General features: G+C 67.4%; 21 protein-coding genes, 2 tRNA genes and 1 pseudogene. 16 read left to right on the top strand and 8 right to left on the bottom strand.

The genetic code is table 11. From position 1 onward, the window contains the following. Position 1 precedes the first annotated feature (1 nt). Positions 2–910: an alpha/beta hydrolase gene (locus MKK75_RS34125; RefSeq protein WP_244046908.1), complete on the top strand. Its 909-nt coding sequence runs from the start codon at positions 2–4 to the stop codon at positions 908–910. After that, complete coding sequence (locus MKK75_RS34120) at positions 907–2,385, top strand: flavin-containing monooxygenase (RefSeq protein WP_244046907.1); 1,479 nt, start codon at positions 907–909, stop codon at positions 2,383–2,385. Before MKK75_RS34125 ends, MKK75_RS34120 begins: the two co-directional genes overlap by 4 nt. A gap of 111 nt (positions 2,386–2,496) precedes the next feature. On the opposite strand, the gene MKK75_RS34115 is transcribed toward MKK75_RS34120, so the two are convergent. Further along, positions 2,497–3,150 (bottom strand): protein-L-isoaspartate O-methyltransferase family protein, encoded by a 654-nt coding sequence (locus MKK75_RS34115; protein ID WP_244046906.1) that lies wholly within the window; start codon positions 3,148–3,150, stop codon positions 2,497–2,499. Positions 3,151–3,445: 295 nt separating this feature from the next. On the opposite strand from MKK75_RS34115, the gene MKK75_RS34110 reads away from it, so the two are divergent. From MKK75_RS34110 to MKK75_RS34085, 6 genes are all read left to right on the top strand, one after another. After that, complete coding sequence (locus MKK75_RS34110) at positions 3,446–5,419, top strand: alpha/beta hydrolase domain-containing protein (protein ID WP_244046905.1); 1,974 nt, start codon at positions 3,446–3,448, stop codon at positions 5,417–5,419. Positions 5,420–5,553: 134 nt separating this feature from the next. Continuing rightward, a complete protein-coding gene (locus MKK75_RS34105) occupies positions 5,554–6,843 on the top strand; it encodes a PQQ-dependent sugar dehydrogenase (protein ID WP_244046904.1) in 1,290 nt (429 codons plus the stop codon). Positions 6,844–6,866: 23 nt separating this feature from the next. Then, positions 6,867–7,436 (top strand): c-type cytochrome, encoded by a 570-nt coding sequence (locus tag MKK75_RS34100; RefSeq protein ID WP_244046903.1) that lies wholly within the window; start codon positions 6,867–6,869, stop codon positions 7,434–7,436. Between the two features lie 213 nt (positions 7,437–7,649). After that, positions 7,650–8,357, top strand: a complete 708-nt coding sequence (locus tag MKK75_RS34095) for a glutathione binding-like protein (protein ID WP_244046902.1) — start codon at positions 7,650–7,652, stop codon at positions 8,355–8,357. A gap of 9 nt (positions 8,358–8,366) precedes the next feature. Beyond that, positions 8,367–8,942 (top strand): NUDIX domain-containing protein, encoded by a 576-nt coding sequence (locus tag MKK75_RS34090; RefSeq protein WP_244046901.1) that lies wholly within the window; start codon positions 8,367–8,369, stop codon positions 8,940–8,942. Next, a complete protein-coding gene (locus MKK75_RS34085; protein WP_244046900.1) occupies positions 8,939–9,835 on the top strand; it encodes an inositol monophosphatase family protein in 897 nt (298 codons plus the stop codon). The genes MKK75_RS34090 and MKK75_RS34085 overlap by 4 nt, the downstream gene beginning before the upstream one ends. 1,112 nt (positions 9,836–10,947) lie before the next feature. On the opposite strand, the gene clpB is transcribed toward MKK75_RS34085, so the two are convergent. Next, positions 10,948–13,572 (bottom strand): ATP-dependent chaperone ClpB, encoded by a 2,625-nt coding sequence (gene clpB / locus MKK75_RS34080; RefSeq protein WP_244046899.1) that lies wholly within the window; start codon positions 13,570–13,572, stop codon positions 10,948–10,950. Between the two features lie 198 nt (positions 13,573–13,770). Between clpB and MKK75_RS34075 the strand changes: the two genes are divergently transcribed. Both MKK75_RS34075 and MKK75_RS34070 read left to right on the top strand, forming a co-directional pair. Then, entirely contained in the window at positions 13,771–14,541 is a 771-nt protein-coding gene (locus MKK75_RS34075; RefSeq protein ID WP_244046898.1) for an MOSC domain-containing protein, read from the top strand. 71 nt (positions 14,542–14,612) lie between these two features. Then, the gene (locus tag MKK75_RS34070; protein ID WP_244046897.1) at positions 14,613–15,623 is read left to right on the top strand and encodes an NAD-dependent epimerase; all 1,011 of its coding nucleotides are present in this window, start codon (positions 14,613–14,615) and stop codon (positions 15,621–15,623) included. Between the two features lie 57 nt (positions 15,624–15,680). Here MKK75_RS34070 and MKK75_RS34065 read toward each other — a convergent pair whose 3' ends face one another. Continuing rightward, positions 15,681–16,568, bottom strand: a complete 888-nt coding sequence (locus tag MKK75_RS34065) for a collagen-like protein (protein ID WP_244046896.1) — start codon at positions 16,566–16,568, stop codon at positions 15,681–15,683. Between the two features lie 199 nt (positions 16,569–16,767). Next, positions 16,768–18,681: a putative bifunctional diguanylate cyclase/phosphodiesterase gene (locus MKK75_RS34060; RefSeq protein ID WP_244046895.1), complete on the bottom strand. Its 1,914-nt coding sequence runs from the start codon at positions 18,679–18,681 to the stop codon at positions 16,768–16,770. A 673-nt stretch (positions 18,682–19,354) separates the two neighbouring features. Here MKK75_RS34060 and MKK75_RS34055 point away from each other — a divergent pair. Together MKK75_RS34055 and MKK75_RS34050 are read left to right on the top strand one after the other, a co-directional pair. Then, positions 19,355–19,431, top strand: a tRNA-Pro gene (locus MKK75_RS34055). 24 nt (positions 19,432–19,455) lie between these two features. Next, positions 19,456–19,767: an ETC complex I subunit gene (locus MKK75_RS34050; protein ID WP_244046894.1), complete on the top strand. Its 312-nt coding sequence runs from the start codon at positions 19,456–19,458 to the stop codon at positions 19,765–19,767. On the opposite strand, the gene MKK75_RS34045 is transcribed toward MKK75_RS34050, so the two are convergent. The 3 genes and pseudogenes from MKK75_RS34045 to MKK75_RS34035 form a co-directional block, all read right to left on the bottom strand. Next, on the bottom strand, positions 19,739–20,230 hold the full coding sequence (locus MKK75_RS34045) for a nucleoside deaminase (protein WP_244046893.1): 492 nt from the start codon (positions 20,228–20,230) through the stop codon (positions 19,739–19,741). The two genes, MKK75_RS34050 and MKK75_RS34045, sit on opposite strands and share 29 nt — an antisense overlap. Before the next feature lie 49 nt (positions 20,231–20,279). Then, entirely contained in the window at positions 20,280–21,347 is a 1,068-nt protein-coding gene (locus tag MKK75_RS34040) for a spore photoproduct lyase family protein (protein WP_244046892.1), read from the bottom strand. Positions 21,348–21,681: 334 nt separating this feature from the next. Further along, positions 21,682–21,888, bottom strand: a pseudogene (locus tag MKK75_RS34035) (IS630 family transposase); the annotation flags it as partial. 149 nt (positions 21,889–22,037) lie between these two features. On the opposite strand from MKK75_RS34035, the gene MKK75_RS34030 reads away from it, so the two are divergent. The 4 genes from MKK75_RS34030 to MKK75_RS34015 all read left to right on the top strand — a co-directional run bounded on the left by MKK75_RS34030 (position 22,038) and on the right by MKK75_RS34015 (position 26,175). After that, positions 22,038–23,120, top strand: a complete 1,083-nt coding sequence (locus tag MKK75_RS34030) for a glycosyltransferase family 4 protein (protein ID WP_244046891.1) — start codon at positions 22,038–22,040, stop codon at positions 23,118–23,120. 541 nt (positions 23,121–23,661) lie between these two features. After that, the gene (locus MKK75_RS34025; RefSeq protein WP_244046890.1) at positions 23,662–24,795 is read left to right on the top strand and encodes a glycosyltransferase family 4 protein; all 1,134 of its coding nucleotides are present in this window, start codon (positions 23,662–23,664) and stop codon (positions 24,793–24,795) included. Between the two features lie 2 nt (positions 24,796–24,797). Further along, a complete protein-coding gene (gene gmd, locus MKK75_RS34020) occupies positions 24,798–25,832 on the top strand; it encodes a GDP-mannose 4,6-dehydratase (RefSeq protein ID WP_244046889.1) in 1,035 nt (344 codons plus the stop codon). Positions 25,833–26,099: 267 nt separating this feature from the next. Further along, positions 26,100–26,175 (top strand) — tRNA-Val (locus tag MKK75_RS34015). Positions 26,176–26,458: 283 nt separating this feature from the next. Here the strand turns inward: MKK75_RS34015 and MKK75_RS34010 are convergent. Beyond that, positions 26,459–26,674 carry a hypothetical protein gene (locus MKK75_RS34010; protein ID WP_244046888.1) on the bottom strand — a complete coding sequence of 72 codons (216 nt, stop codon included), beginning with the start codon at positions 26,672–26,674 and terminating at the stop codon, positions 26,459–26,461. Positions 26,675–26,920: the final 246 nt, after the last annotated feature.

Here is a 26,920-nt window from a genome sequence, read left to right as displayed (position 1 = left end):
GATGGCGAGCCTGCGCGCCTATATTGGGGCCTACATGGTCCGCAGCCGGGTCCGCGGCGCCCTCGCCAGGGCCCGGAGCGCGGCCGATTTCCGCCGCATCTTCGAGGCGCCGGCCTTCCCCGACCCGAAGGGCGTGACCTACGAGGCGGGTACTGTCGGTGGCGTGCGGGGCGAGTGGGTCCGGCCGAAGGCGGGCTCCGGGCGGCGGATGCTGTACATCCACGGCGGCGGCTTCATCGCCTGCGCGCCGCGCACGCACCGGCCCGTGACCGGTGCCCTGGCGAACCGCGGATTCACGATCTTCGCGCCCGATTACCGGCTGGCCCCCGAGCATCCTTTTCCGGCCGCCGTCGAGGATGTCGTAGCGGTCTGGCGGGCGTTCAGCGCCGAGGGCGCGGCCTGCGTGGCGGGGGAATCCGCCGGCGGCAACCTCGCCTTGGTGCTGATGGGCGAGGCCCGGGCGCGCAACATGCCGATGCCCTGGGCCGCCGCCCTGTTCTCCCCGGCCACCGACTTCGTCTCCGAAGGCGGCTCCCGGGTCACGAATGCCTGGCGCGACGCGATGTTCGACCCGAAGGCGCTGGGGACGATCCGATCGATGTATCTCGGAAACGCCGACCCGGCCGACCCGCGGATCTCGCCGATCAACGGCGATCCGACCGGCTTCCCGCCGCTGCTGTTCCACGTGGGCGGCCGCGAAGTTCTGCGCGACGATTCCGTGCGCATGGCGGAACGGGCCCGGGCGGCGGGCGTCGAGACCGAGCTGAAGGTTTTTCCCGTCGTCGCCCATGCGTGGCAGTTCGCCGCCGGCATGCTGCCGGAGGCCCGCGCCTCCCTCGACGAGGCCGCCGCTTTCCTGAAGGCCCACGCGCCGAAGCCCGACGCCCCGTCCGGGAGTCCCGAGCCATGACCGAATCCCCACGCGAAGCCGGCGCGGAACCGCTGGCGGTCCTGATCGTCGGCGCCGGCTTCTCGGGGCTCGCCATGGCGATCCGCTGCCGACAGGCCGGGATCGGGCCGCTGCGGGTGATCGAGAAGGCCGACAGCATCGGCGGCACGTGGTACGACAACACCTATCCGGGGGCGGCCTGCGATATCCCGTCTCACCTCTACTCCCTCTCTTTCGCCCCCAAGGCCGACTGGAGCCGGATGTACGCGCCGCAGGCCGAGATCCTGGCCTATCTGCGCGAGACCGCCGAGCGCCATGGGCTCATGCCCCTGACGCAGCTCGGCACGACCTTCCAGGGCGCCCGGTGGGACGAGGCGGGGGCTGTCTGGCACGTGGAGACCGACCGCGGGCCGATCACTACGCGGGCGATCGTCTCCGGCATGGGCGGCCTGCACCACCCGGCCTACCCGACGATCCCGGGGCGCGACAGCTTCACGGGCCCGGCCTTCCACACGGCCGCCTGGGACCATTCCGTGGGCCTCGCCGGCAAGCGGATCGGAATCATCGGCACCGGGGCGAGCGCGATCCAGGTGGTGCCGGAACTCGCCAGGATCGCCGGCCATCTGACGCTATTCCAGCGTACGCCGCCCTGGATCATGCCCAAGAACGATCACGCCATCGCGGAGCGCGCCAAGACCCGCTACCGGCGCCTGCCGCTCGCCCGGCGGCTGGAGCGGGCCCGGCTGTTCTGGCTGCACGAGGTGCGCGCCGTCTTGGGCTTCACCCGGGTCTCGAAGCTGACCGGCCAGGCGGAGGCCGTAGCGCGGCGCCACCTCGCCAGGGCGGTGCCCGACAAGGACCTGCGCGCGAAGCTGACGCCGAACTACCGGCTCGGCTGCAAGCGGGTGCTGATCTCCGACGATTACTACCCCGCCCTCCAGCGCCGGAACGTGACGCTGGAGACCGGCGGCATCGCGCGGATCACCGAGACCGGCCTCGCCACCGAGGACGGCCGGACGCATGACCTCGACGTCATCGTCTACGCCACCGGCTTCGACATCACGGCGACCTTCGCGCGGATGGACCTCGTCGGCCGCGGCGGCCAGCGCCTGAAGGAAATCTGGGCCGACGGCATGGGCGCCTACCAGGGCATCACGGTCGCGGGCTTCCCGAACTACTTCATGCTGCTCGGGCCGAACACGGGGCTCGGGCACAATTCGGTCGTCTCGATGATCGAGGTTCAGGTGCAGCACGTGCTGGACTGCCTGAAGGCCCTGCGGCGGGGGACCCGCGCCATCGAGGTCCGCCCGGAGGCGCAGGCGCGCTTCCTCGACCGGATCCGCGCCCGGCTCGCCGACAGCATCTGGCAGGCCGGCGGCTGCAAGAGCTGGTATCTCGACGCGCAGGGGCGCAACGCCACCCTGTGGCCGGATTCGGTAATGGCGTACCGCCGGAGCGCCCGGCGGGCGCGGATGGCGGATTATCGGTTGGGCTGAGTGCACGGACGGGGGCGGCCCAAGGGCAAGCCTGAGCGGTTTCTCCAACCCACCCCCCTCATCCCGAGGTGGTGGGCTGGATGGCGTTAGTATCGACCGACGTGTGATCGTTCAGAACGCGAACCCGGCTTCCTCCTGGAAGGCTTCGAGCCCCGGCAGCGACGCGTCGAACAGCGGCCGTGCCCCGAAGGCGTCGCCGGCACGCACGAACACCATCACCTTGGCGTTGCGGTGAGGACCCATCACGCAGACGAGGCGGCCGTCGTCCTTGAGCTGGTCCAGCAGCGCCTGCGGCCGGACCTCGACGCGGCCGTTGATCAGAATCGCGTCGAACGGCGCGTGCTTCGGCGCCCCGGCCGCGAGCGGCCCCTCGATCACCTGCGCGGCGGTGCCCAGCCGGGTGCGCGCCTCAGCGGCGAGGCCGGGCACTGATTCGAGCGCCGTCACCTGCGCGCCGAGATGCGCCATCACGGCGGCCGCGTAGCCGTAGCCGCTGGCGATGTCGAGGGCGGCGACGCCCGGGCGGATCTTCAGGGCCTGGATCATCCGGGCCAAAACCATCGGAGCCGGCATGCAGCGGGTCTCGGAACCGGCCTCGTCGATGTGCAGGGTCTGGTCGATATACGCGAAGGGCTCGCGCCCCTTGGGCACGAAGGCTTCGCGCGGCACGTCGTCGAACGCGTCGAGCACCGCGATGTCGTTCACGTCGAAGGTCCGCAACTGGCAGTCGACCATCATCCGCCGCGCCTGCGCGTAATCGATCATCGAACCCTGTCCTCGCACCGGATCGGAACGCCGCGTCGGCCGGGCTCCGGCGGACGGCCGGTCACCCGGGCCAAGCCTAGCTTCCCGGACGGGGGGCGTTTTCGGAGATCGGTCGCCAAAACGCAAGGCGAGCACAACCGTCTCCGATCGAATGCGGCGTCGATCCGCCCCTGACATCTGACGGCGACGTGAAAGACGGGTCTACGGAATTCTGTCGACACGCGTGCCCTGCCTCCGTCATGTCGTGGACAAGAGCCGGGTCCGCTGCGGCTCAAGAGATCGGGGAGGTCGAGGAATGCGTGTCCGCGCCGTGCGCCTGCGTGCCTGCGTCGCCGTCCTGGCGCTGTCGCTTCCGCTCGCCACGCGCGCATCGGCTCGCATCGTCGGGATCGACGTCACGGCGGTCGAACCCTTCGCGGATGGTGCCGGCTTCGGGCAGGCGGGCGCCTACGAGCGGGTGATCGGCTTCGCCCGCGGCGAGATCGACTCGGCCGACCCGGCCAATGCCGGCATCGCCGATATCGCGCTCGCGCCCCGCAACGCCCGCGGCCTCGTCGAATACCGCACCGACCTGTTCATCCTGCGGCCCAAGGATCCCGCGCGCGGCAGTGGCACGCTACTCTACGAGGTGCTGAATCGCGGCCGGAAGTTCCTGTTCAACTGGGTGATGGACGCGCCCCCGCAGGCGGCCCAGGCCGTCAACGACCCGCGCACGGCTCGGGATACCGGCACCGCCCTCGTGTTGAACCGCGGCGACACGATCGTGTGGTCGGGCTGGGAGGCCGACGCCCTGCGCCAGAACGGCGGCATGGCGATCGACGTGCCGGTCGCGACCCAAGACGGCAAGCCGATCACCGGCCTCGTGCGGGACGAACTCGTCAGCGGCACGCGCGGCCCCACGGAGGCGCCGTTCTACCTCACCTTCGCGGCGGCCGGGACGGATCAGCCGAACGCCACCCTGACAGTCCAGCGCCGGGAGGCCGACCCGCCCCAGCCGGTGCCGCGCGCCGCCTGGGCCTTCGCGGGTCCGCGCCAGCTCAAGCTGCTGCCCGAGGGCACCAAGCCGCAGCCGGGCTCGCTCTACCAGTTCACCTACGAGGCCGAAGGACCGAAGGTCCTGGGCCTCGGCTTCGCCGCCACCCGGGACGTGGTCGCCTATCTGCGCGGAGGCGCGGCCGACAACCCGGCCAGCGGCGTGCGCCGCGTCCTGGCGCTCGGTGTCTCGCAGAGCGGCCGGTTCCTGCGCGATTTCGTCCATCTTGGCTTCAACCGCGACGAGGCCGGCGCCCGAGTCTTCGACGGGATGCTGGCGCATATCTCGGGGGTCGGCGGCGTCTTCCTCAACGCGCGCTTCGCCCAGCCTTCGCGCACCAACACGCAGCACGAGGATCACCTCTACCCGGAGAACGCCTTCCCGTTCTCGGCCGCATTGCAGCACGATCCGGTGACGGGCCAGCGCGGCGCGCTGCTGCGCGGCGACGGCTTCGACCCGCTCTGGATGGAGGTGAACACCGAGACCGAGTACTGGCAGAAGGGTGCCTCGCTGCTCACCACCGATCCCCTCGGCCGGACCGACCTGGACCTGCCCGACACGGCCCGCGCCTACCTGATCGCGGGCGGCTTCCATTACGGTCGCTCGGGCCTCGTCTCCGACAAGGGCCCCTGCGCCAACCCGCGCAACACGCTCAACCCCGGCCCGGCCCTGCGCGCCCTGCTGGTCGATCTGGACGAATGGGTACGCGACGGGAAAACCCCGCCCGCGAGCCGGGTGCCACGCCTGTCGGACGGGACCCTGGTCGAGCCGACGGCGACGGGCTTCCCGTACACGCCCGGCCTCGCGGTCGCGACCATCACGAACGCCATCGCCCGCTTCCCGACCTACGTCGATCCGCATCCCGAGGTGGGGCCGCAATACCGGCCGCTGGTGCCGCGGGTCGATGCGGACGGGCAGGACGTGGCCGGCATCCGCCTGCCGGACGTCGCCGCGCCGCGCGGCACCCATACTGGCTGGAACCTCTACGCCGAACCGTTCCCGGCGGGCGAGCTCTGCGACCGGGAGGGCAGCCTGCTGCCCTTCGCGGCCACGAAGGCCGAGCGCGACGCCAAGGGTGATCCGCGCCCCTCTCTGGCCGAGCGCTACGCGGACCCGTCCGCCTACGGGGATGCCGTCGCCCGGGCGGTGGATGCCCTGGTGACCGACCGCCTCCTGCTCCGGGAGGACGGCGACCGCTTCGTCACGCAAGCCGGCACGAGCCCGCCGCGGCCCTGATCCCGGGTCGGGTTACGGCCGCGGGGCGCTGTCGCATCCGCGTCCGTCTGTCGGCTCGCGTCTCGAAGCTTCTCGTTGAATAAAGAGTGCAGAACACGCGGCTTGAGCGAGAACGGGCCGCATCGGGAGACACCATGACGCCGACTCTCAAGACCCCGACCCGCAAGCCCACCCTGAGCCGCAGCCTCGCGGCCGCGCTCGCCTGCCTCGGCCTGGGCGCCGTGACGCCCCGCGCCGCCCGCGCGCAGGAGACACCTGCCACCGCCGCCCCGCCCGCGAGCGTGAAGGTCGAGCGCGGCGACGCTCTCTACGGGCGCCCCGAGGGCGGCGCTGCCGCGAAGCTCGCGCCGGTGGCCGGTCCGCCGCTCGCAACCCCGGTCGCCAAGCTGCCCCTCGACAAGCTCAAGGTTCCGGACGGGTTCACGATCGAGGTCTATGCCAGCGGCCTCGCCAACGCCCGCGAGATGACCCAGGCGCCGGACGGCACGCTGTTCGTCGGCACCCGCACCGTGGGCAAGGTCTACGCGGTGCTGCCGCAGGCGGGCCAGGACGGGAAACGCGAGATCAAGACCATCGCGTCGGGCCTGCACCGGCCGAACGGCGTCGCCTTTCACGACGGCGCCCTCTACGTCGCCGAGCTGTCCAAGATCTGGCGCTACGACGACATCGAGAAGCACCTCGACGGCTCGGAGAAGCCGACCCTCGTCTACGACGACCTGCCCAAGGACGAGGCCCACGGCTGGAAGTTCATCGCCATCGGCCCGGACAACAAGCTCTACGTGCCGGTCGGCTCCCCCGGCAACATCCTGATGCCGCCGGACACCCACGCGCAGATCCGCCGGATCGACCTCGACGGCAAGAACGCCGAGGTGATCGCCCGCGGCGTGCGCAACACGGTCGGGTTCGACTGGAACCCGAAGACCAAGCAGCTCTGGTTCACCGACAACGGCCGCGACTGGGTCTCGGAGGACATCCCGAACGACGAGCTGAACGTACTGACCCAGCCGGGCAAGCAGCATTTCGGCTTCCCGTTCTGCCACCAGGGCACCTTCACGGACCCGGAATACGGCTGGGGCCATTCCTGCGCGGAGTTCACCCCGCCGGTGGGTCTGCTCGGGCCGCACACGGCCTCGCTGGGGATGCGCTTCTACACCGGCACGATGTTCCCGGAGGCCTACCGCGACGCGATCTTCATCGCCCAGCACGGCTCTTGGAACCGCACCACCAAGCTCGGCGGCGCCGTCGTGGTGGCCAAGCCGGGGGCGGACGGCAAGGTCGCGGCGGTCGAGCCGTTCCTGACCGGGTTCCTGCAGGACAACAAGTATGTCGGCCGCCCGGTCGATGTCCTCGTCGCCAAGGACGGCTCGCTGCTCGTCTCGGACGACTATAACGGTGCGATCTACCGGGTCAGCTACGGCCAGTGATGCTGCATTCCGTTGGTTCACGCATGATCCGGGGGCTGCTTCCGGCCCTCGGTACGCTTCTGACGGGGGCGGCGCTGGCCGCCCCGGATGCGGCCGTGCCGGAGCGCCTCGCCCCCTGCGTCGCCTGCCACGGGGCCGGCACATCCGAGACCGAGGGCGTGCCCTCGCTCGGCGGCCAGATGCCGGATTACGTCGTCACGCAGCTGTTCCAGTTCCGGGAGAAGCAGCGCGAGGCGCCGCCGATGAACGACGTCGCCGCCGGGTTCTCCGACGACGATCTGCGCACCTATGCCGACGCAGTCGGAACCCTGCCGCCGCCGACCCGCACCGCGGACCCTGCCGATCCGGCCCTGACGGCGCGCGCGCAGGCGCTCGTGTCCAAGCACCAGTGCAACTCCTGCCACGGCGCCGACCTCGCCGGCCGGGACGCGATTCCGCGGATCCGCGATCAGCGGGAAGAGTATCTGCTGAAAGCATTGGCCGGCTACAAATCGAACGCGCGGCCCGGTTACGACCCTGCGATGAACGAGGTCGCACAGGAGCTGAGCGAGGCCGACATCAAGGATCTGGCGGCTTACGTTTCGCGGCTCTGAGGGCCATCGCCACACCGGCCATCTCACCCAACCCCCTCATCCTGAGGTGATCGGCTTGGGAGACAGGCGATCGGCTCCCCGACTTCGCCGCTTCGGGCCGGCCTGAAGGCGTGAGCGCTCGTCGTGGCCTCTGCGTGCTTTCAGCTGGAGCTTGACCGATGCGCCCCGCAGGCCCACTTCCCGTCCGCCGGGGGCATAGCGGGACGTGAGCCGATGATCGATCTCTACTACTGGCCGACGCCGAACGGCCACAAGATCACGATGTTCCTTGAAGAGGCAGGCCTGCCTTACAAGATCAGCCCGATCAATATTGGAAAAGGCGAACAGTTCAACCCGGATTTCCTGAAGATCGCCCCCAACAACCGCATGCCGGCGATCGTCGACGATGAGCCGGCGGAGGGCGGCGCGCCGGTCTCCCTGTTCGAATCGGGCGCGATCCTGCTCTACCTCGCCGAGAAGACCGGGCGGTTCATCCCGGGCGACCTGCGCGGCCGGGCCGAGGTGCTGCAGTGGCTGTTCTGGCAGATGGGCGGGCTGGGCCCGATGCTCGGCCAGAACCACCATTTCTCGCAATACGCCCCCGAGAAGATCGAGTACGCGATCAAGCGCTACGTCAACGAGACCAACCGCCTGTACGGCGTCCTCGACCGGCGCTTGGCCGACCGCGCGTATGTCGCCGGAGCGGAATACTCCATCGCCGACATGGCCTGCTATCCCTGGATCGTGCCGTGGGAGAAGCAGGGCCAGAACCTCGACGCGCACCCGAACCTGAAGCGGTGGTTCACCGCCATCGCCGAGCGGCCCGCCACCAAGGCGGCCTATGCCCGGGCGCCGGAGGTCAACCCGGACTTCGGCAAGACCATGAGCGAGGACGCCAAGAAGGTGATGTTCGGCCAGACCGCCTCCAGCACCCAGCGCTGATCCGCCCCGATGAGCGAGACGCTGGCCGCGCTGCCGCTGAAGGTGATTCATAGCGGGTGGAACACTTTCGGGATCGCTACGCTGACCCTGGCCGACGGCAGCACCGTGCCCCGGGCGCTGAAGGATCATGGCGAGGCGGCCTGCGTCCTGCCCTACGACCCCGAGCGGCGCGTGGCGCTGCTCGTGCGGCAGGCCCGGGTCGGGCCGGCCTTCTGGGGTGAGCACCCCGCCCTCGACGAGGCCCCGGCGGGCGGCCTCGACGGGGGCGAGCCGGAGGCAACCGCGATCCGGGAAGCCATGGAGGAGGCCGGCGTGCGGCTCCGGCATTTGGAGCGCGTGGCGCATGCCTACAGCATGCCGAGCGTGTCCTCGGAACGCCTCTGGCTCTACCTCGCCCCCTACGCACAGGCCGACAAGGTCGGGCCCGGCGGCGGCCTACACGCGGAGGGCGAGCAGGTGCTGCCCGTCGAGATCCCGCTCGCGGAGCTGGCTGTGGCCGCCCGTTCGGGCCGGCTCCCCGACCTCAAGACCCTGGTGCTCGTCCAGGCGCTGATGCTTCGGAATCCCGAGCTGTTTGCCCCATGACTGTTCTGCCCGATGCCGCGGCACAGGATGTCCTCGCCCGGATGCTGGCCTTCGTCGACGAGGCAGCGCCCCTCGCCCTTCGGATGCGGGCGGGCGGTCTCGCCATGACCAACAAGGGCTCGGACCTGAGCCAGGCTCTGACCGAGGCCGATCTCGCCGTCAGCCGTCTGCTGCACGAACGACTCGGCCCCGACCTGATCGAGGAGGAGACGGCCGAAGGCCTGGGCCACGCCGCCGCTGGGGCTTTGCTCGCCCGGGACGCCTGGACCTTCGTGGCCGACCCGATCGACGGGACCCGACCCTTCGCGGGCGGCCTCACCGGCTGGGGCGTGATGGTCGCGGCCTGCCGGTCGGGCTGGCCGCGCATCGGCGTGATGACTCTGCCGGTCTGGAACGAGGACCGCGCCGGCCCCGCCCGCATCGGCCGCCCGGAGGCGGCGCGCGGCATTCTGCTGGCCGCCTGCGAAGGCCGCGCCCTCTGGGCGCCAACCCTCGGCGGACGCCCGACCGAGCCGCTGCGGCCGCTGGAGCGTCCCGCCACGCGCACCGGGCATGTCGGCTGGCTGGCCGTCTCGGCGCAGCGCTACACCCTCGATTACGGCAGGGGCTGGTTCCCCTGGAGCGAGGGCGGCTCGATCTCGGATGCAGCCCTGCTGGCGACCGGCCGCCTCGACGCGACGCTGACGAGCAACATGCTCTGGGATCTGGCCCCGATCCTGCCACTCCTCGAGGCTCTCGGTTTTGGCCTGTTCCACTGGCCCGATTTGGCGCCGCCGCCTACCGCCCTGATCGACCTGTTCGATGCCGAGCTTTCATCGCACGACGACCTCTGGCTGCTCTGCCGGGATCGCGGACAGGCGGCCGATCTGGCGCAAGCCATAAGGCGCGCCTAGCGCATCATTGGGTTTCGGCCCCACTCCCGATCGCGTGGACGGATCACGTCGCGGTTTCGATGGGTTGAGACCCAGCCCTTCAAGGTGTTTTACGCTCGACTTGGCTGCCACCGCTCACCGTCATCGCGAGCGAAGCGACCCAGGGGAACGCGATCTCGGTGAGGTGGCGTCACTCTGGAGTGTATGGCTGCGCGCGCGAAGACGGTAGCAACGCACAGGGCGCCCTCGGTCCGTGATCGATATGAAAAAACGTTACCCGAGAGCATGTCGGGCGCAGCTTGAAAGGGGCTGGGTCTCGACGTTTCGCGGGTCTAGGGTATTGCCCTGGTGAACGACCTTCTCAGGGCTCTGCCCTGAGCCCCGGTGCACGACACGAGACTGCGAAGCCGCAAGCCGGCCATCCCATCCGATCCCCTCATCGTGAGGCGCCGGAGCGAATCGCAGGCCTTTATAGAAGCCCTCCGGAGGCCACTGCGACCCCTGAGGCCCTTATTCGAGGCTCGCTTCGCGGTCACCTCAAGATGAGGCTTAATCTCATCATCACCGCAGGTCGCGTTCCAGATACAAGGGAGTCGGGTGGGATCACCCGATCAATCTGCCATAGCGTGCTGTCGTGTACCGTGGCCCTGAGCACCGGCCAAAGGGCAAACCTTAGCCCTTTCAAGGTGTTGGGCTGAGTGCCGGGCGACGTCGGCGACCCCACGCCACAGCGCGCGCCCCTTTCCCGGACAGGTGGAGCGAAGCGGTACCTGATCCGGGATCCAGCACAAGAAACGCCGCGCCAGCGGCTCAGGTCGGTCCAGATCGACGCTTCGCGAAGTCTCGTGCTGGGTCTCCCGGGTCGCATTCCGCTGGCGCTCCATGCGCCCGGGAAAAGGGCCGTACAGACCGGGTCGACGCCATAGCTTGGATCTTAGCCCAACACATTGAAAGGGCTGGGTCAAACCCTTCGGAAACCCGGGACATCCGGTCAAACAGGCTCTTAGAGACGTGCCCGATCGCGTTGCCATCGCACACGTCTCTGAGCCTTTGGTGTGACACGCTCTCGTGCGCCGAACTGGTGTCCACTTCGGTGGAGAGCGCTCTTACGCCGGCCGCCCCGGCCAAAACGATCAGTTCAGCGTGGCGTGAACCGGGCGGCGCTCAGCGCCGACCGTGACGTCGCCGATCATCAGACCCATCGGGCCGACGGTGACCGGCACGGTCTCGCCGTCGTGGATCTTGCCGGAGAGCACCAGCTCGGCCAGCGGATCCTGGACGTTCTTCTGGATCACCCGCTTCAGCGGCCGCGCCCCATAGGCCGGGTCGTAGCCCTTGTCGGCGAGCCAGTTCTTGGCCTCCTCGTCGACTGCCAGGGTGATCTTGCGATCGTCCAGCAGCTTCTGCAGGCGGCCGAGCTGGATCTCCACGATCGCCCCCATCTCCGACCGCGCGAGGCGGTGGAACAGGATGATCTCGTCGACCCGGTTCAGGAATTCCGGCCGGAAGTGGCTGCGCACCACGCCCATCACCTCGTCGCGGACCGCCTCGGTGTCCTGGCCCGCGGGCTGGTTCACCAGATACTCGGCCCCGAGATTCGAGGTCATGATCAGGAGCGTGTTGCGGAAGTCGACCGTCCGCCCCTGCCCGTCCGTAAGCCGCCCGTCGTCAAGAACCTGCAGCAGCACGTTGAAGACGTCCGGATGCGCCTTCTCGACCTCGTCGAACAGCACGACCTGATAGGGCCGGCGCCGTACGGCTTCGGTCAGCGCGCCGCCCTCCTCGTAGCCGACATAGCCCGGAGGCGCGCCGATCAGGCGGGCGACCGCGTGCTTCTCCATGTACTCGGACATGTCGATGCGCACGAGCGCCGTGTCGTCGTCGAACAGGAAGCCGGCGAGCGCCTTGGTCAGCTCCGTCTTGCCGACGCCGGTCGGGCCGAGGAACATGAACGAGCCGATCGGCCGGTTCGGATCCTGCAAGCCCGCGCGGGCCCGGCGGACCGCGGTCGAGACCGCCTCCACCGCCTCGCGCTGGCCGACGACGCGCTTGGCCAGCGCCTCCTCCATGGCTAGCAGCTTCTCGCGCTCGCCCTCCAGCATCTTGTCGACCGGCACGCCGGTCCAGCGGGAGACGACGCCGGCGACGTGGGCGGGCGTGACCGCCTCCTCCATCATCGCGTCGCGGCCGTTCTCCGACTTGGCCTCGATTTCGGCGAGCTGCTTCTCCAAGCCGGGGATCACCCCGTAGGCGAGTTCGCCCGCGCGCTGGTACTGGCCCTGGCGCTGGGCTGCGGCCAGGTCGTTGCGGGCCTCGTCGAGCTTCTTCTTGAGGCCGGCAGCCGTGCCGAGCTTGTCCTTCTCGGCCTTCCACCGCGCGGTGATCGCCGCCGAGCGCTCTTCGAGATCGCCGAGTTCCTTCTCCAGTCGGACCAGCCGGTCGCGGGAGGCGGAATCGCTCTCTTTTTTAAGCGCCTCGGCCTCGATCTTCAGCCGCACGATCTCGCGGTCGATGTTGTCGAGTTCCTCCGGCTTCGAATCGACCTGCATGCGCAGGCGCGAGCCGGCCTCGTCCACGAGGTCGATCGCCTTGTCGGGCAGGAAGCGGTCGGTGATGTAGCGGTTCGACAGCGTCGCGGCCGCCACCAGGGCGGAGTCCTGGATGCGCACCCCGTGGTGCTGCTCGTACTTCTCCTTCAGGCCGCGCAGGATCGAGACCGTATCCTCCACGGTCGGCTCCGACACGAAGACCGGCTGGAACCGCCGGGCCAAGGCCGCATCCTTCTCGACGTGCTTGCGATACTCGTCGAGGGTTGTCGCGCCGACGCAGTGCAGCTCGCCGCGGGCGAGCGCGGGCTTCAGGAGGTTGGAGGCATCCATCGCCCCGTCCGCCTTCCCGGCGCCGACCAGCGTGTGCATCTCGTCGATGAACAGGATGATGCCGCCCTCAGCTGCGGTGACCTCGGAGAGCACGCCCTTCAGCCGCTCCTCGAACTCGCCGCGATACTTCGCGCCCGCGATCAGCGCGCCCATGTCGAGGGCGAGCAGGCTCTTGTCGCGCAGGGATTCCGGCACGTCGCCGTTGACGATGCGCAGGGCCAGACCCTCCACGATCGCGGTCTTGCCGACACCGGGCTCACCGATCAGGACCGGGTTGTTCTTCGTGCGCCGGGACAGGACCTGGATGGTCCGGCGGATTTCCTCGTCGCGGCCGATCACCGGGTCGAGCTTGCCGTCCCGGGCGGCCTCGGTGAGGTCACGGGCATACTTCTTGAGCGCGTCGTAGGCGTTCTCCGCCGAGGCGTTGTCGGCGGTGCGGCCCTTGCGGAGCGCGTTGATCGCAGCGTTCAGCGAGGCAGGGGTGACGCCCGCCGCCTGGAGCGCACGTCCGGCCTCGGAATCCTTCTCCACCGCGAGGGCGAGGAGCAGACGCTCGACCGTGACATAGGAATCGCCCGCCTTCTCGGCGGCCTTCTCGGCGGTGTCGAACAGGCGCATCAGCTCGCGCGTCGCCTGCGGGGCGGCCGCGTTGCCGGAAACCTTCGGCTGCTTGGCGAGCCACTGCTCGGTCTGAGCGAGCGCCACGCGCGACTGGCCGCCCGCGCGGTCGATCAGGCCGGCGCACAGGCCCTCCGGATCGTCGAGCAGGACCTTCAGCAGGTGGCCGGGCTGAAGCTGGGGATGTCCCTCGCGCATCGCGAGGTTCTGCGCCGCCTGCACGAAGCCGCGGGCGCGTTCGGTGTATTTTTCAAAGTTCATGCACAACCCTCCCGTACCGGCATCCGCCGCCCGACGAGAGGCGCGGCGCCACCGAAACGTCGCCCTCCGGCTATCCGCCGCACGAGAGCCCCGGCGCCATGGTGGCCGCCGGTCCTCCCGATGTGGTGTTGCAAATGCGCACCACAAGGGCCGGCCAGGCCCTTGCGTCACGGATCATTTCAGGGACACGCTGCGCGCATGACCGCATCGATTCACATCAGCGCCCTCTATCGCTATCCGGTGAAGGGCCTGAGCCCCGAGCCCGTGGAGCGGGCGGAGCTCGAGACCAGCGGGTTCTTCCCCGGCGACCGGCTCTACGCCATCGAGAACGGGCCGTCCGGCTTCAACCCGATCGCGTATCGGCATCAGCCGAAGACCAAGTACCTGATGCTGATGCGCGACGAGGCGCTGGCCCGCCTGCGCACCCGCTACGACGACGCCACGGCGACGCTGACCGTCGAGGGCTTCGGCGACACGCAGACCTTCCGCCTCGACACCGAGGCCGGGCGGGACGGCCTGGCCGATCTGATGCGGCAGTACGTCCCCGAGAGCCTGCGCGGTGCGCCGAAGGTGCTCGCCGCCCCGCCGCAGCACCGCTTCACGGACTCGCCGACCGGCTACGTGTCGCTGATCAACCGGGCGAGCGTGGCGGCGGTGGAGGATTACCTCGGCGTCCCCGTGGATCCGCTGCGCTTCCGCGGCAACCTGCTGGTCGAGGGGTTTGCACCCTTCGCCGAGCTGGAGATGGTCGGCCGGGTGATCGAGGCGCCGAGCGGGCTGCGGCTGAAGATTATCAAGAGGACGGTGCGCTGCGCGGCCACCAACGTCGATCCGACGAGCGGCATCCGCGACTGCGACATCCCCTGGACCCTCGACGCACGGCTCGGCCACCGCGACCTCGGCGTCTACGCGGAGGTGATCGCCGGCGGGGCGATCGCCCGCGGCGACGCGTTGCGGCCGGTGGGCTGAGCCGGATAGGCTACAACCACTCGCCGTCGCGACGCCGTCATCCGGGTCGTGCCGCAGCCTCGGAGCGCGCCATGAAATATGTCCTGGTGACCGGGGCGGCCGGGTTCATCGGCTATCACGTGGCGAAACGCTGCCTGGAGGCAGGGTGCGTCGTCGTCGGGCTCGACAATCTGAACGACTATTATGATGTCGCGCTCAAGGAGAGCCGCCTCGCCGCGCTCCGGCCCTTCGACGCGTTCACCTTCCGAAAAATCGATCTGGCCGACCGGGCGGCCACGGAAGCCGTCTTCCGGGAGCATGCCTTCGACACGGTCATCCACCTCGCCGCGCAGGCGGGGGTGCGCCACTCGATCGAGAACCCGCACGCCTACGTGAGAAGCAACATCGACGGCTTCCTCAACGTGCTGGAAGGTTGCCGGCGCGCGGATGTGGGCCACCTGATCTATGCCTCGTCGAGTTCGGTCTACGGCGCGGTGACGCAGATGCCGTTCTCCGTCCACCAGAACGTCGATCATCCGGTCAGCCTCTACGCGGCGACCAAGAAGGCGAACGAACTCTTCGCCCACAGCTACAGCCACCTCTACGGCCTCCCGTGCACCGGCCTGCGCTTCTTCACCGTCTACGGGCCCTGGGGCCGGCCCGACATGGCGCTGTTCCTGTTCACCCGGGCGATCCTGGCGGGGGAGCCGATCCAGGTGTTCGGTCAGGGGCGGATGCGGCGGGATTTCACCTATATCGACGATGTGGTTGAAGGCGTCGTGCGCCTCGCCGGGGCGCCCGCACGGGGCAATCCCACCTGGAACTCGGACGCGCCCGATCCCGGAACCAGCAGCGCCCCCTACCGGCTCTACAACATCGGCACCCATCAGCCGGTCGAACTGCTGCGCCTGATCGAGATCCTGGAGACGTGCCTCGGCCGCACGGCGCGCAAGGCACTCCTGCCGATGCAGCCGGGCGACGTGCCTGCCACCTACGCGGATGTCGAGGATCTCGCCGCGGCGGTCGGTTACGCGCCGAGCACGCCGATCGAGGTCGGCGTAGAGCGGTTCGTTCGCTGGTATCGGGATCACTACCGGATCTGACCGGCTCACGGATCCGGCCTCACGGGCTCCGGCGGCCTGTGGCCGGCCGGGCCGAACTCAGTATCGATCCTCGGACGTCACGCCACCGCCCGGCTCGACCTCGGGTGCGGAGTCCGGCGGCGGCGGCTCCCGGTCCGGATGCGGCTTGATCGGCGGTCGCCGGGTGGCCGGCGCCGCCTTCTGTGCGGCACCCGGGAGCGCGGCCCTCGCGGCCGGACCGGCAGGCCCGGGCGCACCCGCCGACGCCTGGGCGCCGCGCGGACCCGGAGGACCCACGGGACCCGCCGGACCGGTCTCACCAGCGGTTCCAGCTTCGCCGGCCGGACCACGCGGACCGGGTTCGCCCGGGACACCCTGCACGCCCGCAACACCCGCCGGGCCGGACGGACCCGGCGCGCCCCGCTCCCCGGCCGGGCCGATCTCACCTCGGGGCCCCGTCTCGCCCCGGAGGCCCTGCGGCCCGGGTGGCCCGACGAGGCCGGGCGCCTGCGGTCCCTGCTGCCCGCAGCCGCCGACCACGACGCTGCGGGACTGCTTCGGCGTCTGAAGCGTCGCGATGCAGGTCGCCGGGTGATAGACGACGCGGAACTCGAAATAACCGTTGCTGTCCGTCCGCTGCGGAAACCGGCCGTCGAGCGTGATCTCGACATCCGGGTCATCGGCATACCCGATGATCCAGAGATCGCCGCCCGTGATCTTGGCCGCCTCGATGCGCATCTCGGCGCATGCAGGGGCGACCCAGGCAGCCCAACCGGCAGCGATCCAGCGGACGGCGTGGCGCTTTCGCGCTGCGCACATGACAATATCCATGATTATTTGAGCGACCACCATGTCGCACGGGTTTGGATAAGCAACAACCTCCGAAACATCGAACGTGATAAAACGGACGTTTTCCAAAGGTGATGACCGGAATTCGGCTTTCACGACCGCCCACGGCGTGAACATGGGAAGCGGTCGCCGCGCCGCGACGACGCGGGGGGACGGATTTCAGGGGCGTGCCGGTCACCGTCAGCCGAGACGGTGCAGGTTCCGGCGACCCAAGCCAAACCGGTTCGCGCAGGCCCATGGTAATGCGTATCCCGGTGAAGGGTTCGCGCGGTGGCGCTCACATCCCCGTCAACGAGGCAGAGATCCGCCGCTCTCGTCAGGCCGCCGCGGTGCGGTTCGCGAACAGGCTCGCCTCGAGGACAGGCACCGTCATCGGTCGACCGAGATGATAACCCTGGAGGAACGGGCAGCCCATCGTCTGCAGGGTGCGCAGGTCGTCGTCGGACTCGACCCCCTCGGCCACGACTTCCAGCCCGAGCAGGCGCCCCAGACCGAGGACCGCGAGGACCAGACCGCGCTTGTCGTCCGAGGCGTTGAGGCCCGTCACGAAGCTCCGATCGATCTTGATCCGGTCGGCCCGGAGTTGGCGCAGGGACGAGAGCGAGGAGTAACCGATGCCGAAGTCGTCGAGGGCCACCCGGATGCCCGCGCGTGACAGCGCCTGCAGCTTGCCCTGGACGGCGCCTATATCGAGCGCCGTCTCCTCCGTGATCTCGATCTCCAGCATCGCTGGCGGCAAGTCGAGGTTCTGCAGTCGCTCGATGACGATCTCGTCCACCGGCACCTGTGCCATTTCCTTGGGGGAGACGTTCATGGCGACGCGGACCGTGCCGAGCCCCCGGCCGCGCAGGATCTGCATCATCGCGCAGACCTGCTCGAGGATGTAGCGCAGCAGCGATTCGGTCAGCCCCGCCGTCGCCGCTGTGGCGACCAGGTCGGGCGGCGCGATCCAGCCGAGCCGCGGATGCTGCCAGCGCACCAGCGCCTCGAGCCCCACCAGCGTCTCCGCGTCCATGGCGTAGATCGGCTGGAACCACACCTCCAGGGCGGCCTCGGCGAGGGCGGTCGAGAGGTCGCGCTCCAGATCGCGGCGGATCTGCAAGCGCTCCCGCAGGCCCGTATCGAACATCCGGAAATGGTTCCGGCCGGCCGCCTTCGCGGCGTACAGAGCCGCGTCGGCGCAGCTCAGCATCTCCGTCAGGCTCGGTTCCGCGCCCGAATGCACGCCGATGCTCACCCCGAGCCGGCCGGCATCGAACCCGTCGAGGGGTTGCGCGACCGCGACCACGAGGCGCGCCGCGAGCCGGTCGTGGGGGATGCCGGACACGGCGGGATCGTACAGCACCGCGAACTCGTCGCCCCCGAGCCGTGCCGCGAGGCCATCGTCCGGCAGCTCGGCGCCGATGCGCCGGGCAACCTCGATAAGAACCCGATCGCCGGCCTTGTGGCCGTAGACGTCGTTGACGCGCTTGAACCCGTCGAGATCGAGCAGCAGCAGACTGATCGGTCCGGCCCGAAGGCGTTCCTCAGCCTGCTGAATGAAGCCACCCCGATTGAGCAGGCCGGTCAGGTCGTCGTGCGTGGCGCGTCGGCGCATCTCGTCCGCCAGGGCGCTCACGCGCGCATGGGCCTCCGCGCGCGATCTCGCCAGCGCTGTCGCCTCGTACTTCAGGCGGCTCGCCTCTCGGAACCCAGCCTCGCTCCGGAAGGCCGTGTGCGTCAGGGCCAGGAGGTAGAGCAGCACGCAGGCCGCGAGGCAGTTCCTGTCGAAATCGCCAGCTGCGACGAGGCTGACGGTGACCGAAAGCAGCGGCGGCAGGATGAAGGCCAGCGGGATCCGCGCATACGCGGTGCCATGCGTCACCGCGCCGGCGGTGATGCCGCAGGTGATCGTGAGGTAGAACAGCGTCTGCGCCGAGGTGTAGCTCTCGCAGAGCAGCGGCTGGCAGGACCAGACCAAGCCGGACAGGAACGCCGCCGCGATGCAGGCCCGCAGGTGCCGGTCGATCGATCGCGCGGCCGCAGCGGCCATGTCCGGCGTCGTGTCCGGCGTCAGAGCTAGCCCGAGACAGGGCGCGCGGCACAGGCCGATGCGGAGCAGGTTGGCGATCGTGGAGAGCGCGAACCAGACGACCCCGACCTCACCGTGCCCACTCCGATACGCCACCAGCGTGCTCGCCAGCCCGAGCAGCATGTTGACGGGAATCGCCGACAGGACGCTGCCGCGCATGGCCTCGAGTTGGTCCCGCCGAACGAGCGCGCGGGCGAGGCCGGCGCCCTCACCCAGGCCCGGGCGAAGCCGAACAGATATCTCTTGGTCCCGAACGGTCATCGCGCGTCCACCCGCCGTGCCCGATGCTCCGCCAAGAATCGTAAGATACCGTTGCGATGTGGTCAGCGTCCGCCGGCGGTCGAACCGTGTCCAATCTTCGCCGACTCGAGCACGCACCGCTGGCATGGGCATGACGAGCCATTGAACTTAGCTTCAAGGGTGCAGGGTCGTTTTGTCCGACTTCAGGCCATACATGTTCAAACGCCGCAGCCTTTGACCGACCCGAGCCCGTTTGTGCAGCGACTTCGAGTCTTGGGTAGGTGATTCCGAACGCCGTCGCAAGATCAGTCCGGCCGACCGTTTTGAGCGCATAGGTGATCAGGCTCGTTCGACCACCAAAATATACGAACCCAGTGCCAGTATATCGATGTTATGCAGCAATGACCTCGCAATTGTGCCGGTTTTCAACGCGATAGACACGCATGCGTTTTGAAACCGGCGAGGACACACTTTACATCACGGGGTTCCGGTCATTTGCAGGGTCAGGATCCGACACCGCCCCCCCTGCGTCGGCATTCGCCTTGCGGCCGGACAGGCAAAACGGTAGGAATCGGAGCCCCTCACGGGGTGTCGGGGTGTGGCGCAGTCTGGTAGCGCACCTGGTTTGGGACCAGGGGGTCGTAGGTTCGAATCCTATCGCCCCGACCATTGATCAGGAGCCTGTCGCGTCAGATGGCGAGTGCCCGCATCTTCCGTCCGTCCCGGGATGCCACGCAATCCGGCCTCGCCCGGACCCAGCAGTGGATCCTTGAGTTCGACCGGACGAGCCCGCGCGAGGTCGATCCGCTCATGGGTTGGTATGGGTCCTCCGACATGCTGCAGCAGGTCCGGCTGGAATTCGACACGGAGGAAGAGGCGGTGGCCTACGCCAAGCGCGAGGGCATCGCCTACCGTGTCGAACAGCCGGCCAAGCCCGCCGCTCGCAAGGGCCTGTCCTATTCGGATAACTTCAAGTTCAACCGGACCGCCCCCTGGACTCACTGAGGCGTCGCGCGTCCCGTCGCGCCCGCCACGCGGCGTAGGGCGATTCCGCCGCCGGCCGGATCTGGCTGAGCCGCATCGGCTGCGCGTCGAGGGGCTGGCAGAGCTCGGCGTAGATCGCCGCGCTGCCGGCGCCGTGCTGTTCGGCCTCTTCCGCCGAGAACGCGAAGTAGCCGCGCGTGAAGCCCGCGAGGCGCATCGCGGCGTGGCACATGGGGCAAGGGCGCCCGCTCGCATACATCACGCAGTCGGACAGGTCGCGGCGTCCCAGGACCCGGCTCGCCTCGCGCAGAGCCACCATTTCGGCATGGGCGGTCGGGTCGTTGGTCGCATGGACGGTGTTGGCCGCCCGGACCAGGACGGCGCCGTCGCGCACGATCACGGCCCCGTAGGGTGCGCCTCCGGTCGCGACATTCTCGGCGGCGAGGGCAACGGCCTCGCCGATGAAGGCGTCGTGCGTCGACATGATCGCGTCCCTTTCCAACGGCATTCCGACGCCGGCGACAGCCGGGCGTTCAGAACGCGTAGCGCACGGTGCAGTAAGGCAGCGTCTCGGCGAGCAGTGCCTTGAAGCGGGCGAGCCACTGGCCCTTCCAGCCGGTCCGATAGCGCAGGTTCGTGCCCCCGCCCTCCGACACCTTGACCTCCTGGATGTCCGGCCGCCACAGCAATTCCTCGGCACGGGGATGCCAGCCCAGATTGACCGCGTGCAGATCCGCGTTGTGGGTCAACATGATGATCTCGCATTTGAGTTGCGCCTTGGCGGCGTCCGAGAGGGTGTCGTCGATCTCGGCGAAGAGCGCGCGCCATTCGGCCTCCCACCCCTCGTGAAGGATCACCGGCGAGAAGTTGGCGTGGACCTCGTAACCGGCCGCCACGAAGTCGTTGATGGCAGCGATCCGCTCCGGCATCGGGGCGGTGCGCACGTCGACCACCCGGGCGATGCCGGCGGGCATGAGAGAAAAGCGGATCCGCGTCTTGCCCTGGGGATCGTAGCCAAGCAGGGCGCGGTTCACGGTCTTTGTGGCGAAGGACGCCTTGGCGTTCGGCAGGCCGCGGAACAGCGCGATCAGGCTCTCGACGCCGCTGCTGACGGCGGCATCCACCGAGAGGTCGCCGTTCTCCCCGATGTCATAGACCCAGAGGGCCGGGTCGATCAGATCCGGCTCGGGCAGACGTCCCTGGCGGCCCGCATGCCGGCCGATCGCCGCGCAGGCCTGCTCGATATTCACGAACAGGGAGATGGGGTTGGCGAAGCCCTTGCGGCGCGGTACGTAACAATAGGCGCAGGCCATCGCGCAGCCATTGGACGTCGAGGGCGCGATGAAGTGTGCGCTCCGACCGTTCGGCCGCATGGACAGACCCTTCTTCACGCCGAGCACCAGGGTTGAGCGCTTGATCCGCACCCAGTCCTCGACCGATCCGGCATTCCCGTGCAGATCCGGGATGTTCCAATGCGAAGGCACGGTAATGCGTTCGGCATCGGGGAAGCGCGCGAGGATCTCTTGACCGAGCGGGAAATCCACCACCGCCGGTTCTTGGTAGATCGTCCGGATCGCAAGGAGGTCGCGCGTGAGGGCCATGGCAGGTCCAGGTTGCGACGCACCGCCACCTTTTTAAGGTGCCGAGCAGGCGCTCGATCCGATCGGGCCACCGACAGGCGATCCGCTATCCGCGAACGGAACCCGTGAGATGGCCGTGAGCGGGTTCGCGGCAATCACCCTGTGGCTTTTCGTCAATCCCTGAGGCTCGACGCAGGGGAGTCCATTTCGGTGATCGGAAACCTGGGTGGATGACGGCTCGCATCCGAAGCAACGCCGCCGGGTGTCGCGGCGAACGCGACCGGTCGGACACGACGATCGGGCAGGCGATGCAATTCGCTCGGACGACCATCCGGCGCCAGCCGTCAAACTCGGCCCGCGGGCGCGGTATGCAGCGGCCGATCACCTTGCCCTCCAGGACGTCTAGGGCGGCAAACAGGGTCGTGGTGCCGTGGCGCTTGTAGTCGTGGGTGCGCGTCATGGGCTGACCCGGCTTCATCGGCAACGGGTCCTGCGTTCGGGTGAGCGCCGGGATCTGCGACTTCTCGTCGACGGAGAGCACTACGGCATGAGCCGGTGGATCTGACCTGACCGGCTGGTCGCGGACCAGCCTGCCCAAGGGCCTCGCCGCCAAGGGTCGAGGCGAGCTGTTAGCGTGGTCGACACTACGCATTTCATTCGGGCCTCGACTCCCCGTACAGGGGCAGACCCTGAAACCCCAGGAACAGTGTGATGGAACCGACAACAGGGTTCGCCGTGAACGGACGCTTTCTCACGCAGGATCTCACCGGGGTTCAGAGATACGCCTGGAACGTTTCTCGCCACCTCAACGATATCCTGAGCGCGCGGACCCTCTCGGCGCCGCTCCTTGCACCGGATCGCGCCGTCGACCCGCACCTAGCGCGGATGCCCCTCGTACAATTCGGTCGCTTCCGTGGGCACGCCTGGGAACAGCTTGCCCTCCCCACCCGGTGGCGCGGGGATCTATTGAACCTGTGCAACACGGCTCCGGCGATCAAGGCTAAACAAGTCGTCTGCATTCACGATGCAAACGTCTTTATCAGGCCTGAGAGCTACAGCGGTTCCTTCCGTCTTTATTATCGCTTGCTGCAAACGATCGTAGCCCGCAGCTCGGCGCGGATAACCAGCGTCTCATCTGCGTCGGCAATGCAGATCGCGAGTCATCTCCCGTTGAAAGCCTCGCAAATCACCGTGCTGCCCAACGGCCACGAGCACGCGCTGGAATGGAACCCCCATCTTGCTCAGTCCGCCCCGGCAATCGTGAGCGACCGGCCGGGCGGTCCGGAGCGCCCCTTCGTGGTGGCCCTCGGCTCCCGGGCCCCGCACAAGAACCTGCGGCTCGTCATGGACATCGCCCCGACGCTCGGCGGGGCGGGTATCGACGTCATCGTGGTCGGCGGATCCGCCAGGATCTATTCCGATGACGCGCTCACGGGTGCTGAGAACGTCCTGTTCACGGGGCGGATCGACGATAACGATCTCGCTTTCCTGTTCGAGCGTGCGCTGTGCTTGCTGTTCCCGTCCTGGACGGAAGGATTCGGGCTACCGATCGTCGAAGCCATGGCATGGGGCTGTCCCGTCATTTCTTCGGATCGAGCGAGCATGCCGGAGGTCTGCGGAGATGCCGCGCTGATGGCCGCGCCGGACGATCCAAATACCTGGATCCAGCATATCGAGACCCTGCGCCGCACCGGGCAGCTCAGGGGTGAGTTGATCGCCGCAGGCAGGCAGAGGATCAAACAATTTTCATGGAAGACGACAGCACAGGCCTATGCCGACCTGATGCGCGGATGAGCACCGGCGCCGCCCAGTCCAGAGGCGCGACGGGTGCGCCTCTCACCCAGGTGGGCACCGGTTCGCCCGAGCGAACGCCCGCATTGCGGGTTCGCCGAAGTCGATTTCGGGCCACCGATCCACAGTTACCTTTGCTGAGTGGTTTGGACGCTGTGGCCCGTCCGACCATCCTGCTGGAGCGGTTGCACGAAGCCGTGGCGGGACTCGAAACATGAGCGGTGGCGTACGCCGTCCGGCGCCCGTTACCCTGGCCTTGTCGCAACGGACCGAAATTGGCAAAGACTCACTCGCTGCTTATCCAAAGGCGGCGACCTGCGCTTCACCATGTCGTGGCGAGCGCGCTGCTGAGACGGTACCGACCAATACGCTCTTGCTGATACAAGTTCGAATCAGCTAATTTTTCGAGCGAAGTCAGAATTTCGTCGTCTAAAACTTGTACTGGCACATGCCTTGCTGTAGCCGGCCGGAAAGCGTTTACACTCCCGGCGGCGAAGTCTCCGGCTGGTTGGGCCAATGGTAATTGGCGGATGGTGGAACACGAATGAAGGTTGCTCTGGTTCATGAATGGCTTACGACCTATGCCGGCTCGGACAAAGTCCTCGCGGAAATGGCATCTCTCTTTCCGGATGCTGATATATTCTGCCTCATAAATTTTTTATCTGATCAAAATCGCACTCATTTCGACGGACGACGCATCATCACATCTTTTCTGCAACGCATTCCGCTGTCTAACAAATATTACACCTACATGCTGCCCCTGATGCCACTCGCGATCGAGCAGCACGATCTGAGGCAATACGATCTTATTATCTCCAACTGCCATGCCGTGGCAAAAGGCGTGATCACGACACGACGACAACTGCATATTTGTTACTGCTATACGCCCATGCGTTATGCTTGGGATTTACAACACCAATACATCGAAGGATCGGGATTCGGTCCCGTTCGAAGCGCGCTGGCGCGATATTTTCTGCACAAGATTCGGATTTGGGATCAACGAACGTCTAACTGCGTCGATCATTATGTGGCGTGCTCAAAATACATTGCTGGGCGTATTCGTAAAACATACCGCCGCGACTCGACGGTCATCTATCCCAATGTCGACATCGATCGTTACAGTCTCGGAAATGCCCCGCGCGAGAACTTCTATGTGACCGCATCGCGGATGGTACCGTATAAGCAGATGCATCTGATCGTCGAGGCGTTCACCAAAATGCCCGACAAGAAATTGGTCGTGATCGGCGACGGCCCGAAATATCGCTATGTAAAGTCGATCGCAACGCCAAACATTGAGATTTTAGGCTACCAACCCAACGATGTGCTTCGAAGTTATCTCCAACGATGCAGAGCGTTTATCTTCGCATCGGAGGAGGATTTCGGTATCGCTCCAGTTGAGGCGCAGGCTTGCGGGACGCCTGTCATTGCGTTCAGCCGTGGCGGGGGGCGCGAGACTGTGATCGATGGCGTCACAGGGCTACACTTTCACGAGCAGACGACAGCGTCGCTGATCGACGCGATCGCGCGGTTCGAAGCTGTCGATGCCCAATACGACCGTCAGAAGATTCGCGCGCATGCCGAGACCTTTTCGACCAAGGCGTTCCGCGAGACATTTGCTCGATACGTCGAGGAAAAATGGGCCGATCACCAACGTGACTTGATAAGCGAGGATGCTTGAGCATGAGGACGGCGCTTATCACAGGTGTGACCGGACAGGACGGTGCGTACCTCGCACAGAATCTGCTTCACCGCGGATACAAGGTCTACGCGACCTATCGCAGATCCAGCGCGGCAAACTTCTGGCGCATCACGGAGCTCGGTATACTCGACCATCCGAATCTCGCGCTCGTTCAGCACGATATGACCGACTTCGGGTCGACCCTCCGTTTGCTCGATCGAACTGCGCCCGACGAGATCTATAACCTTGCAGCGCAGACGCATGTCCAAGTGTCGTTCGATCAGCCATTTACGACGGCTCAAATCACCGGCATCGGGCCGCTGACCTTCCTGGAGGGAATCCGGGAGCAGAAAGCGCCGACACGGTATTACCAAGCGTCCTCGGCCGAGATGTTTGGCTTGGTTCAGGCGGTGCCGCAGAACGAGACGACGCCGTTCTACCCGCGAAGCCCCTACGGGGTATCAAAGCTCTTTGCACATTGGATGACTGTCAATTATCGCGAGTCATACGGTATTTACGCGGCCTCCGGCATATTATTCAATCACGAGTCTCCATTGAGGGGAGAGGAATTCGTAACGCGTAAAATCACGCGCAGCGTAGCGCGGATCGCAAGTGGATCCGCGGAGGTCCTCCGCCTCGGGAATTTGAACGCGCTGAGGGATTGGGGTTACGCCAAGGATTATGTGGAGGGTATGCGGCTGATGCTGCAAGCCGAGAAGCCGGATACGTTCGTCCTTGCCACGAACAGGACGACCTCGGTGCGGGATTTCGTGACGCTCTCGTTCGCCACGGTCGGCATCGACCTGGAGTGGTCTTCCTCGGGGCTCGACGAGTTCGCCGTAACCCGTGAGGGCGGCAGACGGGTCGTCGAGGTCGATCCCTCGTTCTTTCGACCCGCGGAGGTCGATGCGTTGATCGGCGACTACGGCAAGGCGGAGGAGATCCTTGGCTGGCGTCCAACCACGGATCTTCGCGCGCTGTGCGGGCTCATGGTCGAGGCCGATCTTCGGCGCCTCGAGGGCGACCGTCGCAATTAGGACACGCGGTCCTCACCACGACATACCGATCGACCGGTTGCAGATGCGGGTCGGGTCGATCGGCGTGATCCGGGCTCACTCGAGGAGCGCCGTCCGGAAAAGCGGTGTGGGCGCAGGAGCGTCGCTCGGGGCTGTCGCAAGGCGGTCGGGGATGTCGAGCGCCGCGTCTGAATCCCCTGAAGCCATGCTCGGTTGCGACGTAATCGGGCACGGCTCCAGGGACGGAGCTTGCGCCGAACCGGCGCCATGCCGTAACGGTCCACGCGGGGGCGGTTAGCTCAGTTGGTAGAGCGTCTCCTTTACACGGAGAGGGTCGGGGGTTCGAGTCCCTCACCGCCCACCATGCCCCACACCGATTGCCTGCGGCTTCGCCCAACAACGCTTTGATTTGGCGATCGGCATCTCTTCACTCAGATGCCTCGAAACGTCCCCCCGTCGGCGACGGTTCGCATGTCGTTCATCGAGCCGCCGGAAGTCGCCCGGTATCATGACGCCCGCAGCCCGTTCGGCGACGGGCGGGACAGCGATGGCCTGTTGAGCGCGGTCGGCCGTCACCGCTTCTCCTGCCGCCGAGCCCCGAAAGGAGGTAAGCTGCAAGCGGCCACATGCCGCTGCGTTCGAAAGGACTAATGTCCCGCAGCACGATGCCGCGCAAGGCGACGGGAGACCCGGCACCAGAACGAATCCGGAAGCCAATAGACGCTGATAGCGATCCGGATGCCGGCTATCACCAGCAGCACCAGGTAGGCCACCGCATTCAACATGAGCCCGGGCGGCACGTCGGGCTCAACCCGATCGTACCAAAGTGGATCAGTCATCTCCTGCCGATCGTCCTCACGCACAGCCGACACCCTCCTGACCGCGCGGCCAACGCGCGTTCCGAAGAGATTAGCAAATCATTTACCACTTGCGCTGTCACGAATGAGGACACCCTTATCCCGCGGTTTGATCGAGCCGAGCGATCGATCAGAGCCTGAGGACGAAGCTCAGCACCGGTCCGCTTGAACGCCACCCGCCATGCGGGATCAGACCGTCGATCGCCGCCGAACCCTTGGCGGCGTCATCCCGCGTCCAGGCTCGCTGAAAGA

This window comes from Methylobacterium sp. J-030, assembly GCF_022829545.1.
In the GTDB taxonomy this organism is placed as follows: Bacteria; Pseudomonadota; Alphaproteobacteria; order Rhizobiales; family Beijerinckiaceae; genus Methylobacterium.
This window is presented reverse-complemented; position numbering and strand designations above follow the sequence as displayed.